The organism is Mycobacterium botniense, from assembly GCF_010723305.1.
GTDB lineage: Bacteria > Actinomycetota > Actinomycetes > Mycobacteriales > Mycobacteriaceae > Mycobacterium > Mycobacterium botniense.
The window spans coordinates 1,048,163-1,062,721 of sequence record NZ_BLKW01000002.1 but is presented as its reverse complement, the minus strand read 5'-3'; the positions used below and the strand labels follow the sequence as shown (position 1 = coordinate 1,062,721).

General features: G+C 65.1%; 10 protein-coding genes and 2 pseudogenes. 10 read left to right on the top strand and 2 right to left on the bottom strand.

Annotation, left to right across the window (positions count from 1 at the left end; all coding sequences use genetic code 11):
- Nucleotide 1: 1 nt before the first annotated feature.
- From G6N08_RS05040 to G6N08_RS05030, 3 genes and pseudogenes are all read left to right on the top strand, one after another.
- Nucleotides 2-748: pseudogene (locus tag G6N08_RS05040) on the top strand (lysophospholipid acyltransferase family protein); the annotation flags it as partial.
- 235 nt (nucleotides 749-983) lie between these two features.
- Nucleotides 984-1,736, top strand: a complete 753-nt coding sequence (locus G6N08_RS05035) for a lysophospholipid acyltransferase family protein (protein ID WP_163754950.1) — start codon at nucleotides 984-986, stop codon at nucleotides 1,734-1,736.
- A 63-nt stretch (nucleotides 1,737-1,799) separates the two neighbouring features.
- Complete coding sequence (locus G6N08_RS05030; protein ID WP_371868957.1) at nucleotides 1,800-2,615, top strand: HAD family hydrolase; 816 nt, start codon at nucleotides 1,800-1,802, stop codon at nucleotides 2,613-2,615.
- Nucleotides 2,616-2,652: 37 nt separating this feature from the next.
- Here G6N08_RS05030 and G6N08_RS05025 read toward each other — a convergent pair whose 3' ends face one another.
- The gene (locus tag G6N08_RS05025) at nucleotides 2,653-4,272 is read right to left on the bottom strand and encodes an N-acetylmuramoyl-L-alanine amidase (protein WP_371868956.1); all 1,620 of its coding nucleotides are present in this window, start codon (nucleotides 4,270-4,272) and stop codon (nucleotides 2,653-2,655) included.
- A gap of 179 nt (nucleotides 4,273-4,451) precedes the next feature.
- A complete protein-coding gene (locus G6N08_RS05020) occupies nucleotides 4,452-5,327 on the bottom strand; it encodes a hypothetical protein (RefSeq protein WP_163754949.1) in 876 nt (291 codons plus the stop codon).
- 231 nt (nucleotides 5,328-5,558) lie between these two features.
- On the opposite strand from G6N08_RS05020, the pseudogene glf reads away from it, so the two are divergent.
- The 7 genes and pseudogenes from glf to G6N08_RS04985 all read left to right on the top strand — a co-directional run.
- A pseudogene (glf, locus tag G6N08_RS05015) lies at nucleotides 5,559-6,731 on the top strand (UDP-galactopyranose mutase); the annotation flags it as partial.
- A 95-nt stretch (nucleotides 6,732-6,826) separates the two neighbouring features.
- Nucleotides 6,827-8,731, top strand: a complete 1,905-nt coding sequence (locus tag G6N08_RS05010; protein WP_163754948.1) for a glycosyltransferase — start codon at nucleotides 6,827-6,829, stop codon at nucleotides 8,729-8,731.
- Nucleotides 8,724-9,323 (top strand): phosphatase PAP2 family protein, encoded by a 600-nt coding sequence (locus G6N08_RS05005; RefSeq protein WP_163754947.1) that lies wholly within the window; start codon nucleotides 8,724-8,726, stop codon nucleotides 9,321-9,323. The genes G6N08_RS05010 and G6N08_RS05005 overlap by 8 nt, the downstream gene beginning before the upstream one ends.
- Nucleotides 9,316-10,230, top strand: coding sequence for a decaprenyl-phosphate phosphoribosyltransferase (locus G6N08_RS05000; RefSeq protein WP_163754946.1), 915 nt, complete (start codon nucleotides 9,316-9,318; stop codon nucleotides 10,228-10,230). Before G6N08_RS05005 ends, G6N08_RS05000 begins: the two co-directional genes overlap by 8 nt.
- Nucleotides 10,214-12,202 (top strand): terminal beta-(1->2)-arabinofuranosyltransferase, encoded by a 1,989-nt coding sequence (aftB, locus tag G6N08_RS04995; protein WP_371868996.1) that lies wholly within the window; start codon nucleotides 10,214-10,216, stop codon nucleotides 12,200-12,202. Before G6N08_RS05000 ends, aftB begins: the two co-directional genes overlap by 17 nt.
- A gap of 195 nt (nucleotides 12,203-12,397) precedes the next feature.
- Nucleotides 12,398-13,396 carry an esterase family protein gene (locus G6N08_RS04990; RefSeq protein WP_163754944.1) on the top strand — a complete coding sequence of 333 codons (999 nt, stop codon included), beginning with the start codon at nucleotides 12,398-12,400 and terminating at the stop codon, nucleotides 13,394-13,396.
- A 169-nt stretch (nucleotides 13,397-13,565) separates the two neighbouring features.
- Nucleotides 13,566-14,465 (top strand): esterase family protein, encoded by a 900-nt coding sequence (locus G6N08_RS04985; protein WP_163754943.1) that lies wholly within the window; start codon nucleotides 13,566-13,568, stop codon nucleotides 14,463-14,465.
- Nucleotides 14,466-14,559 lie beyond the last annotated feature (94 nt).

Genomic DNA, 14,559 nt, shown 5'->3' with positions numbered 1-14,559 from the left:
AATGGCCGAGCCGGTGTTTCGCATCATCGAGATTCTGGTCAAGGCGGCTGTCGCCGCCACCGGGGCACGGATCACGTTTCTTGGCCAAGAAAACATTCCGCAACACGGTGGCGCGGTGGTCGCGATGAACCACACCAGCTATCTGGACTGGATTCCGGCGGCGTATGCGGCGGTCAACCGAGGCCGACGTCTGCGGTTCCTGATCAAAGCCGAGTTACAGCATGTGCGGTCGATTAACTTTGTGATCAAGCACGTCAAGCTCATCCCGGTGGACCGCAACGCCGGAGCCGATGCTTACGCGATCGCTGTTCAGCGCCTGCGTGAGGGAGAACTCATCGGCGTGCATCCAGAGGGCACCATCAGCCGCAGTTTCGAGTTGCGGGAGTTCAAGAGTGGCGCGGCCCGGATGGCTCACGAAGCCGACGTGCCGATCATTCCGCTCATAGTATGGGGAGCTCAACGTATTTGGACTAAAGATCACCCAAAATCACTAGGAAGAAACAATATTCCAATCATCGTTAACATTGGAAAGCCGCTATACGCCGCCGCCACGCTAGACCAAACCCAGACGGCCCTGCGCGAGGCGATGACCACGTTGTTGCACGAGACACAAGAGTCATACCCGCACCCGGCCGGTGCATACTGGGTGCCGCGCCGACTTGGCGGTGGCGCACCGACACCGGAGGAGGCTAACGCGCTCGACCAAGCCGAAATCGTCGAGCGCGCAGGACAACGCGCCGAGCGGGAACGGGCGCCGCGCAATCATCAGCCGGGGCGGCTTAGGCGGATGCAGTTTGCCCGCCGGATCGGCGCACCGCGTCGGCGAAACACCGGGACAGCACCTATCAGTGATGTTGGCGCACATGTGACGCCGGCGAGCAGTGGAAATGAATCGTGCGATGACACTGGTGCACAACCACGATCACACAGCAACGGTTCAGCTAAGGCAGTTGGGCAGCAGCAGCGAACGGGGGAAAACCGTTATGGCAGAGCCATTTTTTCGCATGATGGAAATCATCGTCCCGCCGATAGTCGCGGCCAACGGGATCACAATCACGTATGAGGGCCTAGAGAACATTCCCGACCGCGGCGGCGCCGTGGTCGCACTGAACCACACCAGCTATGTGGACTGGCTCCCCGCTTCGATCGCCGCCTACCGGCGACGGCGGCGTTTGAGATTCATGATCAAAGCGGAAATGCGGGAGGTGTGGGCAGTCAATTACGTGATCCGGCATGCCAAACTCATTCCGGTTGACCGCAGTGTCGGCGCTGACGCATATGCGGCTGCAGTGCAGCGGCTCAAGGAGGGCGAACTCGTCGGGTTGCATCCCGAGGCTACGATCAGCCGGAGTTTTGAGCTGAGACCGTTCAAAACCGGCGCGGCGCGTATGGCGCTGGAGGCCCGCGTACCGATAGTTCCCTTAATTGTCTGGGGTGCGCAGCGGATTTGGGCTAAAGACCATCCGAAGAACCTGATTCGCGCCAATGTTCCGATCACCGTCGCGGCCGGTGCACCGCTGTGGCCGTCGGGTGGTGTCGACCAAGTCAACGCCATGTTGCGGGAACGGATGAATTCGTTGCTGTATCGAGTCCAAGAGGAATATCCGCACCCTGCGGGGGCGTACTGGGTGCCACGGCGGCTGGGGGGCGGTGCGCCGACTCCGGAAGACTCGAAGGGCCTGCGTGCCGCCGAATTAGCCGAGCGGGCCCGGAAACAGGGCAGGACCAGCCGGTGAAAACGGTAGGCAGAGGCATGTCCGAGTGACGGCTCCGACGAGCGGCCCACGGGGATCGGGCCGATGACGCTGCCCGCACTGATCGCCTGCGACGTGGATGGCACTCTGCTCAACGATGATGACACCATCAGTCCTCGCACTCGCCACGCCGTGCACGCCGCGGTCGCAGCCGGTGCGCGGTTCATCCTGGCGACGGGCCGCCCACCCCGCTGGGTGTGGCCGGTCGTCGACGCGCTTGGCTTCGCACCAATGGCCGTGTGCGCCAACGGGGCAGTCATCTACGACTCCGCTGCCGATCGAATCGTGTCGGTGCGCACCCTGCCGGTCGAGACCCTCGGCGAGCTGGCGGAGGTCGCGACGCGGGTGATACCAGGCGCCGGGCTGGCTGTCGAGCGTGTCGGCGGCAGCGTGCACGACACGGCCACGCCTCAGTTCGTCAGTTCACCGGGCTACGAGCACGCTTGGCTTAACCCGGATAACACCGAGGTGTCAATTAGAGACTTACTCAGCGCGCCCGCGGTCAAACTGTTGATCCGGAAACCCGGTGCCCGCAGTGCCGAGATGGCAGCCGAATTAGCCAAGTACATCGGTATCCAGGGCGATATCACTTATTCCACCGACAATGGACTGGTGGAGATCGTGCCGGCGGGAGTCAATAAGGCGACCGGCGTCGAGGAGATCGCCTCTCCGCTGGGCATCACCGATGAAGAAGTGGTGGCATTTGGGGACATGCCCAACGACGTGCCGATGCTGTTACGCGCCGGGCATGGAGTGGCGATGGGCAACGCCCATCCCGAGGCGTTGGCCGCGGCCGACGAGGTTACCGCCCCCAACACCGACGACGGAGTGGCGCGGGTGCTGGAACGCTGGTGGGCATAACGGTGCAACCAGGCACGGCGCAGCCCGGCCTCGCACATCAACCGATCGGTGGCGAGAATCGCTCCAGCTGCACCGGAGGGCCGCTAGGGGACGGCGGCGGCAACACCTGCGCTACCCCATCCATCACCCGGCTGACGGTGCCGTCCAGCCGGTCGACATTCAGTGTGCCGTGCTGGAAATTCTGCTTCACCCATTGCGGCTCCTGAATTTCGCCGCTGGTGGGCAATCCGAGCGCACCGCGCTCGTACCCCAGCGATGCCCACGCATCATAAATCGCGCCGGTGATGGGCTGCGCTCCGGTTTCGGGCGACCAGTAGATTGCGCCCTTTTGAAATGTGACATAGCGTGCCGAGCCCGCTCCGCTGGCTTCTGGCGAGGTTGGTGCCCCCAGCGCACTGTTCAGGCCGCCCATGGCTTGCCAGCGCTGGTAGATCGCGCCCCCTTCCAGCGAGGCGGCCAACTCCTCGGTGCCGAGTGGCGCGTTGAAACGCGCAGCGGTATCACGGATCTTGTCCAGAAGCGCGTAGACGGCATCACCGGGGCAGTCGGTATAGCCCACGTCACGGTGGGTGAATATCGTCGGCAGGGTCGTGGTGGCACCTGCCGGGAACTTCGTGTAGGGGCCGCCCGCCGAATCCAGGGTCACCGTGCCCTTGGGGTCGACACCATCCTTGCCCAACCGCCACCCCAGGAGCCGACCCACCGTACGAACTTGGACCGGAGTTGGCGGCACCTCGTCGAATTCGCCGATCAACGCCACACCCCAGGTGTTGCGGTTGAATCCCCCGGTATGGGATCCCTCCACCGCATTCACGATTCCGCCGGCTCTGCCCTCGAAGACTTGCCCGTATTTGTCGACAAGCGCGTTGTACGCGATGTCACACCAGCCCAGAGTCTTGGTGTGGTAGGCGTAGATAGCCTGCACGATCGCCGCCGAATCCTCTGGAGCGTAGTCGTTGCCGCCTGCGGTGTGGTGGACCACAGCTGCTCGAATACCGTTGCTGTACAACACGTTTCCGCATCGCAACGATTCGTTGGCACCCCATTGGGCGCGGCTGATGATGGTCGGCGGCTGACCCGGTGCCAGGGCGGCGCTCGGCGGGGTCCACTGAGTATCCACCGGTGCTTGCGGCGGCGAAATCAAGACGGCGGAAATATTCTGTGCGAGCGGCTGTTCAGCCGTTGCCGGCCGGTACCCCAGTCCAGAGCGGCTCGATGCATGATGCGGTGCCGCCGATGTCACCGGTGCGCCGGCCGGGCGTGTGACCGCGACCTGCACCGTTGTGGTGCGGCCCACGAACACCGGTTCAGTGCCATGTGATTTGCGGGTAGCGCCGTCGCGTCCCGTTTCCATGGTCTCGGTCGCATACCATGGCCCCCACGACCCGTCCGCATGCTTGGCGCGCACCCGCACGAAGGTCCCGGTCAGGTCATCGCCGGTCAGCGCAACCATGGAAAACGGTGTCCGTTGGCTGATTTCACGGATCGTGTCACCGCCACCAAGACCGGCCAACGGGTGCTCACGGAGCTGAGTGCGCCCCACCGCGGTGGTTTCGTCACGGTGGGGAGGTACCGGGTCACTGGCCCACAGCAGGGTCACGACGGTCGCCGCGATGGCGGTGAACAGCATCGTCGGGGTCGGACGACGGCACGGCACGTGCCGATGGTACGTATGTGGTAATTGTTATAAATGTTTCGACACGGACTTATATGAAGAAAGTCCACATACGAGCGACGACCTGGGGCGGCACCGCAGGCTTTGTGGTGCCGGACTGGTGGTCGGGGCCGAGTCCGGCGCCGCTCTGCGGTGCCGTCGGGGTGACAGGTCTCTGCGCTTTAGGCGGGTGGTGCCGGTGGCGGAGGCGCGGGCGGTGCCGCAGCCGGGCGAGCGTTTTGCACGGCCTGCATGATCGACGGCATCACCATGCCTTTGATCAGGTCGATGGCCTGGCTGGCGCCCAACTGGTTGGCGGTGTTCATGACATCGCTGATCAGCCCGCCAGACGACGGGGCGGTTGACGGCGCTGCCGCACCCAGCGAGGGATCGCCAAGTATCGGGTAGGTCCCGTCGGCTCCCGGATCCAATCCGACCGGGGTTGTGATCGGTACTTCGCTGGGACTGGTCAGGCCCGGCGTCGTCAGTCCGGCGCCGCCGGCGACCGGGGTGGTCAGCCCTGGTGTGGTCCCGGGGGTGGCCAACCCCGGTGTGGCCCCGGCCGGGTTGGCCGGCGATGCCCCGTTGGGGCTGGTCACCGTCGGATTCGTCAGGCCCGGATTCGTCAGTGAGGGGTCGGTCAGCGACGGACCGGTGGCCGACGGCGCGGTGGTGCCGGGCGGGGTCAACCCGGGCGAGGTGAGACCCGGCGCGGTCGTGCCCGGCGAGGTCAACCCGGGCGAGGTGAGACCCGGTGTGGTCAAGCCGGGGGTGGTGGCCGGCATGCCGGCAGGCGCCAGCCCGGAGGTGGTCGATGTCCCCGAAAGGCTGGGTACCGGCGGCAGGTTGATGCCAAACTGTGACAGCCCCTGCGACAGCGCCGACATCAATTCGCTGGGCAGGTCGGTCGCCACCGCCGCCCGAACGAATTCGTGGTGCTCAGGTTTGTCACCCGCCATCGATTCGTCAACAACGTAGTACGCACAAGGAGTCGCGACTGCCAGAGCGGCGACCGCACTGACAGCTGTCGAGAACTTGCGCCGGCGTCGGTTAGGCACGGAAGTCTCCTCTAACTGGACTATGTGTGTGGTGCGGTTGCGCTGCCCGGTAGCACGACAGACAACCCACGTGACTGATGGTACTGACGTGACATCTGATACTGGTGTGGCTATATCGAATCGTGAGGCAATTGCGACCTTCCGCCGGAGGCTCGCGGCGGCAAATCTCAGGAACTGGGCCGACCCGGCCAAGCAGGCTGCACCCGCGTGGTCAGATACCCTAGGCAACCGATGACCGCTCGTTATGACCTGTTTGTCGTCGGTTCCGGATTCTTCGGCCTGACGGTAGCCGAGCGCGTCGCCACACAGCTGGACAAGCGTGTGCTCATCGTCGAGAAACGACCTCATATCGGTGGCAACGCCTACTCGGAGGTCGAGCCGCAGACCGGTATCGAAGTCCACAAATACGGGGCCCACCTCTTCCACACCTCAAACCAGCGGGTGTGGGATTACGTGCGGCAATTCACCGAATTCACCGGCTATCAGCACCGCGTGTTCGCAATGCACAACGGGCAGGCCTATCAATTCCCGATGGGGCTGGGACTGGTGTGCCAGTTCTTCGGCAGGTACTACAGTCCCAGCGAAGCGCGCCGGCTGATCGCCGAACAGGCGGCCGAGATCGACACCGCCGAGGCGAAGAACTTCGAGGAGAAGGCGATCTCGCTGATCGGGCGTCCGCTCTACGAGGCATTCATCAAGGGCTACACCACCAAACAGTGGCAGACCGATCCCAAGGAGCTACCGGCGTCCAACATCACCCGACTGCCGGTGCGGTACACGTTTGACAACCGCTACTTCAACGACACTTACGAGGGACTGCCCGTCAACGGCTATACGGCGTGGTGTCAGAACATGGCCGCAGACGAGCGCATCGAGGTCAGGCTGAACACCGACTGGTTCGATGTTCGTGAGGAGCTGCGGGCGGCCAGTCCGCAAGCCCCGGTCGTCTACACCGGTCCGCTCGACCGCTACTTCGACTACGTTGAAGGTCATCTAGGCTGGCGCACATTGGATTTCGAGGTCGAAGTGCTACCAATCGGCGACTTCCAAGGTACGTCAGTAATGAACTACAACGACCTGGACGTACCCTACACTCGCATCCACGAGTTCCGTCACTTCCATCCCGAGCGGGACTATCCGACGGACAAGACGGTGATCATGCGCGAGTACTCCCGATTCGCCGGCGACGATGACGAGCCGTACTATCCGATCAACACCGAAGGTGATCGAGCACTGCTGGCTGCGTATCGGGCTCGGGCGAAAGCCGAGACGGTGTCATCGAAGGTATTGTTCGGCGGACGGCTCGGCACCTATCAGTATCTGGACATGCATATGGCCATCGCCAGCGCGCTGAACATGTACGACAACGTTCTCGCCCCCTACTTCCGCGACGGTGTGCCGCTGGAGGACCGACCCGTGGGGCCGCAGAACGGGGGCGGGTCCGGCGCTATCGGGAGCGGGCGCGCCTCAGCGCGGCCGCGATATGAAAGCGGCTCGACGTGACCGGCGCCGCCGTCAGTTTGCTGGCCCGTGTCATCTTGCCGCGCCCGGGCGAGCCCCTGGACGTGCGCAAGCTCTACCTGGAAGAGTCACGCACCAACACCCGGCGCGCGCGGGCGGTGACACGCACGACACTGGAGATCAGCGCGGAGTCCGAGGTGTCGTTCGCCACCTATTTCAACGCCTTTCCGGCCAGCTATTGGCGCCGCTGGACGACCTGCAAGTCCGTGGTGTTACGGATCGAGCTGACCGGCGCGGGACGCGTTGACGTGTACCGCACCAAGGCCACCGGGGCGCGAATCTTCATCGAGGGCCGCCGATTCATCACCACCCCGGACGTGTCCACGATCCTGGAGTTCGAGATGAGCCTGGCGCCGTTTGAGGACGGCGGCTGGATCTGGTTCGACATCACCACCGACAGCGACGTCACCGTGCACAACGCAGGGTGGTATGCGACCGAACCGGCGCCGGGCGTGGCCAACATCGCGGTGGGAATCCCGACCTTCAACCGGCCCGCAGACTGTGTCAACGCCCTGCGGGAACTGACATCAGATCCATTGGTGGACAAGGTAATTGGCGCGGTGATCGTACCGGACCAGGGCAGTATGAAGGTTCGTGACCACCCCGACTTCGCGGCCGCTGCCGCCCCGTTGGGCGATCGGCTGTCCATTCACGATCAACCCAATTTGGGCGGTTCCGGCGGATACAGCCGCGTGATGTACGAGGCGCTGAAAAACACCGACTGTCAGCAGATCTTGTTCATGGACGACGACATCCGCATCGAGCCGGATTCGATCCTTCGTGTGCTGGCGATGCACCGCTTCGCCAAGGCGCCCATGCTGGTCGGCGGCCAGATGCTCAACCTGCAGGAACCTTCGCACCTGCACATCATGGGCGAGGTGGTGGACCGGTCGAACTTCATGTGGACCGCGGCGCCGCACGCCGAATACGACCACGACTTCGCTAAGTATCCGTTGAGCGACAACAACCCTCGGAGCAACCTGCTACACCGGCGCATCGACGTCGACTACAACGGCTGGTGGACGTGCATGATCCCGCGCCAGGTCGCCGAGGAACTGGGCCAGCCGTTGCCGCTGTTCATCAAATGGGACGACGCTGACTACGGGCTGCGTGCCGCCGAGCACGGCTATCCCACCGTGACGCTGCCCGGGGCCGCGATATGGCACATGGCGTGGAGCGACAAAGACGACGCCATCGACTGGCAGGCCTACTTCCACCTGCGTAACCGGCTGGTGGTGGCCGCCATGCACTGGGACGGCGACGTTCTCGGCTTGTTACGCAGCCATCTCAAGGCGACGCTCAAACACCTTGCCTGCCTGGAATATTCGACGGTGGCTATTCAGAATAAAGCGATTGACGACTTTCTCGCGGGCCCCGAGCACCTGTTTTCGATACTCGAAACCGCGTTGCCGGAAGTGCACCGCATCCGCAACGCCTACCCGGACGCGATTGTGTTGCCCGCCGCGAGCGAGCTGCCGCCGCCGTCGCAGCAGAACAAACCAATGAACCCGCCGGTAGGGCTGTGGGCGATCGGCTACCGGCTGGCCCGGGGGGCGCTGCACAATCTCACCAGGGCCGACCCGGCGCACCATCGGCGACCTCAGCTGAATGTGCCGACCCAAGATGCGCGCTGGTTCAGGCTGTGCACCCTCGACGGTGCGACCGTCACGACTGCCGACGGCCGCGGTGTGGTCTACCGGCAACGCGACCGGGCCACGATGTTCTCGCTGCTGTGGCAGTCGCTGCGCCGTCAGCGCAAGGTGGCCAGCAGGTTCGGTGAGATGCGCCGGATCTACCGTGACGCGTTACCGGTGCTGTCGAGCACGCAGAAGTGGGAGACGGTGCTGCTGCCCGCGACAGACAAAGCGCCCGAACATGCCTGAGCCGTCGGCGCCACACGGTGAACTCACCGCGGTGGTCGCGATCCAGTCGGCACTGGCCGGCCGTCCCGGTGTGCTGGCGCTGGCACGTGGGTTGTCGTATTTCGGCGAACACGGTATCGGTTGGCTGGTGGTGTCGCTGCTGGGCAGCCTCACCCATCCGCAGCGCGCGCGGGCCTGGCTGCTCGCCGGAGCCGGAGCGTTCACCGCGCACGCCGCGGCGGTGCTGGTCAAACGGGTGGTGCGGCGTCCGCGCCCGCAGCATCCGGCGGTCGCGGTGAACGTGGGCACCCCAAGCCGGCTGAGCTTCCCGTCTGCGCACGCCAGCTCCACCACTGCGGCGGCGCTTTTACTGGGCCGGATCAGCGGGACGCCGCTGGCTATCGCGCTGGTGCCGCCGATGGCGCTGTCCCGCATTGTGCTCGGGGTGCACTATCCCAGCGATGTCGCCGCGGGCGCTGCGGTGGGTGCCTGTGTCGCGGCGTTTGCCATCGGGTTGGACCGGCGGCTGCCCGGCGACGCGGGCCGGTTACGGCTGCGGGGGGCGGCTGAACGACGGGACGCCGGCACGACGGTGAGTGTGCCCCATGAGTGAGGACGTGGTGCCGGTGACCGGACCACCCGCGAACCTGATCGTCGGGGTGGTCAAAGCGGTCCGCCCGCGGCAGTGGATCAAAAACGTCCTGGTGCTGGCTGCGCCGCTGGCCGCGTGGAGTGCCGATGTTCACTACGACTACGCCGCGGTGCTGGCCGATGTGTGTGTCGCGTTCGCGGCGTTCTGTCTGGCCGCGTCGTCGGTGTATCTGATCAACGATGTCCGTGATATCGAGGCCGATCGGGAGCACCCCACCAAGCGTTTCCGGCCGATCGCCGCGGGCGTGGTCCCCGAGTGGCTGGCCTATAGCCTCGCCGCGGTGCTCGGCGTTGCGTCGCTTGCGATCGCGTGGTGGCTGACCCCGAACCTGGCGCTGGTGATGGCCGTCTACGTCGGGATGCAGCTGGCGTATTGCTACGGGCTCAAACACCAAGCAGTGATTGATATTTGCGTCGTGTCATCGGCGTATTTGCTTCGTGCCATCGCCGGCGGCGCGGCCACCGACATCCACTTGTCGCAGTGGTTTTTGTTGATGATGGCGTTCGGGTCACTGTTCATGGTGGCCGGAAAGCGTTATGCCGAGCTGCAACTGGCCGAACGGACAGGCGCCAAGATCCGCAAAGCGCTGGAAAGCTACACCAGCACCTATCTGCGCTTCGTCTGGACGATGTCGGCCACCGCGCTGGTGATGTGCTACGGGCTGTGGGCGTTCGAGCGCGGCGGCTCCTCAGGCTCCTGGTTTGCGGTGTCGATGGTCCCATTCACCATCGCCGTCCTGCGGTATGCGGTCGACGTCGACGGGGGTCTCGCCGGCGAACCGGAAGACATCGCCCTGCGTGATCGGGTGCTCCAGCTGTTGTTCCTGGCCTGGATCGGAACTCTCGGTGTTGCTGTTGCGTTCGGCTAGTCCGAGTCCCAAGACCACGCTCACGGCCCGCCGACCCGCAGCCGGGCCGGCGAGCCGGCCGTTATTTCCCTACCAGACCACGGCACGGGTGAGCCTCTGGGTGAGTGTTGCGGTGGTCGCGGTGCTGTTCGGCTGGGGAGCCTGGCAACGACGCTGGATCGCCGACGACGGGCTCATCGTGCTCCGCACAGTGCGCAACCTGCTGGCCGGCAATGGACCGGTGTTCAACGCCGGCGAGCGGGTGGAGGCGAACACCTCCACAGTGTGGACTTTATTGCTGTATGCAGGCGGCTGGGTCGGCGGACCCATGCGGCTGGAGTACGTGGCGCTGGTGCTGGCGTTGGTGCTGTCGGTGCTGGGCATGGTGTTGGTCATGCTGGGCGCGGCCCGCCTCTACGCTCCCAGCTTGCAGGGCCGTCGCGCGGTGTTGCTGCCGGCCGGGACGCTGGTTTATCTCGCGATCCCCCCCGCACGCGACTTCGCGACATCCGGTTTGGAGAACGGGCTGGTGCTGGCCTATCTGGGCTTGCTGTGGTGGATGATGGTGTGTTGGTCGCAGGCGCCGCGGGCCCGTCCGGAGGGCCCGGCATTCACCGCCGCACTGGCTTTTGTCGCGGGCCTGAGCGTGCTGGTGCGCCCGGAACTGGCGCTGATCGGCGGGCTGGCGCTCATCATGATGCTGGTAGCCGCTCAGGGCTGGCGCCGGCGGGTTCTCGTCGTGGCGGCCGGCGGGCTGCTTCCGGTTGCCTGCGAGATCTTTCGGATGGGCTATTACGCGTTGCTGGTGCCCGGCACCGCGCTGGCCAAGGACGCCGCCGGCGACAAATGGGCGCAGGGCATGATCTATCTGGCCAATTTCAACCGGCCCTACGCGCTGTGGGTGCCGGCGGTGTTGATGTGCGCGATGGGTGCGCTGCTGGTGATCGGCCGGCCCCGGCCAGGGTCGACCCGACAACTGTTGTCGCCCGGTTACGGCCTACTCGCCCGCGCGGTGCACAACCCCGCGGCGGTGGTGGTCTTCATGCTGGTCAGCGGGGTGTTGCAGGCGCTGTACTGGATCCGGCAAGGCGGCGATTTTATGCACGGCCGCGTGTTGCTGGCACCCCTGTTTTGTTTGCTGGCACCGGTTGCGGTTATTCCTGTGGTGTCGCCCGCCGACACGACATTCACGCGGGAAACCGGCTATTGGTTAACAGGCACGGTGAGCGCGCTGTGGGTGGCGATCGCGGGCTGGTCGCTGTGGGCCGCGAACTCACCGGGCATGGGCGACGACGCCACCCGGGTCACCTACTCGGGGATCGTCGATGAGCGCCGTTTTTACGCGCAGGCGACCGGGCACGCGCACCCGCTGACCGCTGCCGATTACCTGAATTACCCGCGGATGCGCGCGATTGTGGAGACGCTCAACAACACACCCGCCGGGGCGCTGCTGTTGCCGTCGGGCAACTACACCCAATGGGATGTCGTGCCGGCGGCCCCGCCGCCACGCCGGGGAACTGCACCCAGTCAGCGTTCAACCGAAAAAGGTCCTCACACAGTATTTTTCACCAATATCGGCATGGTCGGCATGAATGTGGGCCTCGACGTGCGGGTGATCGATCAGATCGGCCTGGCGAATCCACTGGCGGCGCACACGGCGCGCCTGAAACACGGCCGCATCGGCCATGACAAAAACCTGTTTCCGGATTGGGCCATCGCCGAGGGCCCGTTCGTGGGTGTGCCGCCCTACCTGGATCCCGCGTGGGTGGACCAAGCGCGGGCGGCGCTGCAATGCCCGGCGACGGCGGCGGTGCTCAATTCGGTGCGCGCCCCGATGACCTTCCATCGGTTTCTGTCAAACCTGCTGCACGCCTACCAATTCACCACGTACCGAATCGACCGGGTTCCGCTCTACGAGCTCATCAGGTGCGGGCTGGAGGTGCGCGACGGGGGCGCCACCGGCTATACGGGTCTGCCGGCGACCGGTCCCTGACAGCGGCCGGCCCGCGCAGCAGCGGCGGCAGACCCGGCGTGGGCGGCTCGCCGAGAACTCGGCCCACAGAGGCCACACGGCCTACTCGAGGAGAGCGGCCCCAGATACATGTGGTTGACTACACGAGCACTGCCGCGCCGGTCGCGGGCAGTCGGACCTGACAAGTGACTAGGCCTGGAGGATGAGGAAGCAAGGATGAAGTTGGTGGACAGGTTTCGCGGCGCGGTATCAGACATGCCGCGCCGTCTCGTGGTCGGGCTCCTCGGGGCGGTCCTGCTGCCGGGGCTGATCGGTGTCCTGGGAGGATACGCGACTGCCGGCGCGTTCTCCCGGCCCGGCCTGCCGGTTGAATATCTGATGGTCCCGTCGCCGTCGATGGCTCGCGATATCAAGGTCCAGTTCCAAAGCGGCGGGCCCAACTCGCCCGCGCTGTACATGCTCGACGGCCTGCGCGCCCAAGACGACTACAACGGCTGGGACATCAACACCCCGGCCTTCGAGGAGTACTACCAATCGGGCCTGTCGATGATCATGCCGGTGGGCGGGCAGTCCAGCTTCTACAGCGACTGGTACAAGCCGGCGTGTGGGAAGGCGGGCTGCCAGACCTACAAGTGGGAAACCTTCTTGACAAGCGAGCTGCCCCAATGGCTGCAGGCCAACAAGCAAGTGAAGCCGACGGGCAGCGCCGTGGTGGGCCTGTCCATGGCCGGCTCGTCGTCGATGGTGCTGGCAATGTACCACCCGCAGCAGTTCATTTACGCTTCGTCGCTGTCGGGCTATCTGAACCCCTCCGCTGGGATGGCCCCCTCGCTGATCGGTCTGGCGATGGGTGACGCCGGCGGCTACAAGGCCGCCGACATGTGGGGGCCGAAAGAGGATCCCGCATGGCAGCGCAACGACCCGACGGTCAATGTCGGCAAACTGGTCGCCAACAACACCCGGTTGTGGGTCTACTGCGGTAACGGCACTCCGACGGAGTTGGGCGGCGCTGACCTGCCTGCCAAGTTTCTCGAGGGCTTCGTGCGGAAAAGCAATATCGCCTTCCAGGACGCATACATCGCGGCCGGCGGGCACAACGCGGTATTCAATTTCCCGGATAACGGGACGCACACCTGGTCCTATTGGAACCAGCAGCTTGTGGCCATGAAATCCGACATCCAGCAGACCGTGGGCGCTACTCCCACCACCACGTAGTCCACCACGTAGTCCCGCATTGCGCGGATGTCCGCAGATCCGGCTCACGGCGATGATCCCAGCGGTCGTCGCCGTGAGCCATTTTCGGCATCCTCTTAGCGGTGGTGTGGTTCACTACCTTGCGAGATGGGGTTGCCGGGCCGGCGAGCCAGAGACGAGTGAGGTGGAAATGAGGGGTGTGTCGGTGCTGCTACGCGTGCTGTGGACGGTCGCGCTGACGGCGGGATTGGGCGCGATTGCCGCGACTCACATCGGCTCGACTCACGCGGCCAGTGTCGAAAACCTGATGGTGCCGTCGCCCTCGATGGGCCGCGACATCCCGGTGAGCTTCATGGCGGGTGGGCCCCATGCGGTGTACCTGCTGGACGCGTTCAACGCCGCCCCAGATGTCAGCAACTGGGTGACCGCGGGTAACGCGATGAACACCCTTGCCGGCAAAGGCATTTCGGTGGTGGCACCGGCGGGCGGCGCCTACAGCATGTACACCAACTGGGAACAAGACGGCAGCAAGCAGTGGGAAACCTTCCTGTCCAGCGAGCTACCTGACTGGCTGGCGGCCAACAAAGGACTGGCGCCCGGCGGCCACGCCGTTGTGGGTGCCTCGCAGGGGGGCTACGCGGCGATGGCGCTGGCCTGCTTCCACCCCGACCGATTCGGCTACGCCGGTTCGATGTCGGGCTTCCTGTACCCGTCGAACACCACCACCAACGGCGCCATCACTGCCGGCATGGCGCAGTTCGGCGGGGTGGATTCGTACGGCATGTGGGGCGCGCCGCAGCTGGGCCGGTGGAAGTGGCACGACCCCTACGTGCACGCCGCGCTGCTGGCGCAGAACAACAGCCGGATCTGGGTCTTCAGCCCCACCGACATGGCCGCCAGCGATCCCGCCGCCATGATCGGCCAAGCCGGAGAGGCGATGGGGAACAGCCGGATGTTTTACCAGCAGTACCGCAACGTCGGCGGGCACAACGGCCACTTCGACTTCCCGGGCGGCGGGGACAACGGCTGGGGCTCCTGGAAAGCGGAACTGGCTGCCATGTCCGGCGATATCGTCGGCGCGATCCGCTAGCGCGGCCCGGAGCTTCCGGGCGCATTCCGCCGGGACGGGACGCGGCGGTGAGCCGGTACCGTGGAAGCGTGCAGCGCAGGAGTGGACGGGCCGC

Coding starts and splice junctions, on each gene's coding strand:
- G6N08_RS04990 (WP_163754944.1), top strand. CDS start 12,398: ATGAAGTTGGTGGACAGGTTTCGCGGCGCGGTATCAGACATGCCGCGC.
- G6N08_RS05035 (WP_163754950.1), top strand. CDS start 984: ATGGCAGAGCCATTTTTTCGCATGATGGAAATCATCGTCCCGCCGATA.
- G6N08_RS05005 (WP_163754947.1), top strand. CDS start 8,724: ATGCCTGAGCCGTCGGCGCCACACGGTGAACTCACCGCGGTGGTCGCG.
- G6N08_RS05000 (WP_163754946.1), top strand. CDS start 9,316: ATGAGTGAGGACGTGGTGCCGGTGACCGGACCACCCGCGAACCTGATC.
- G6N08_RS05030 (WP_371868957.1), top strand. CDS start 1,800: ATGACGCTGCCCGCACTGATCGCCTGCGACGTGGATGGCACTCTGCTC.
- G6N08_RS04985 (WP_163754943.1), top strand. CDS start 13,566: ATGAGGGGTGTGTCGGTGCTGCTACGCGTGCTGTGGACGGTCGCGCTG.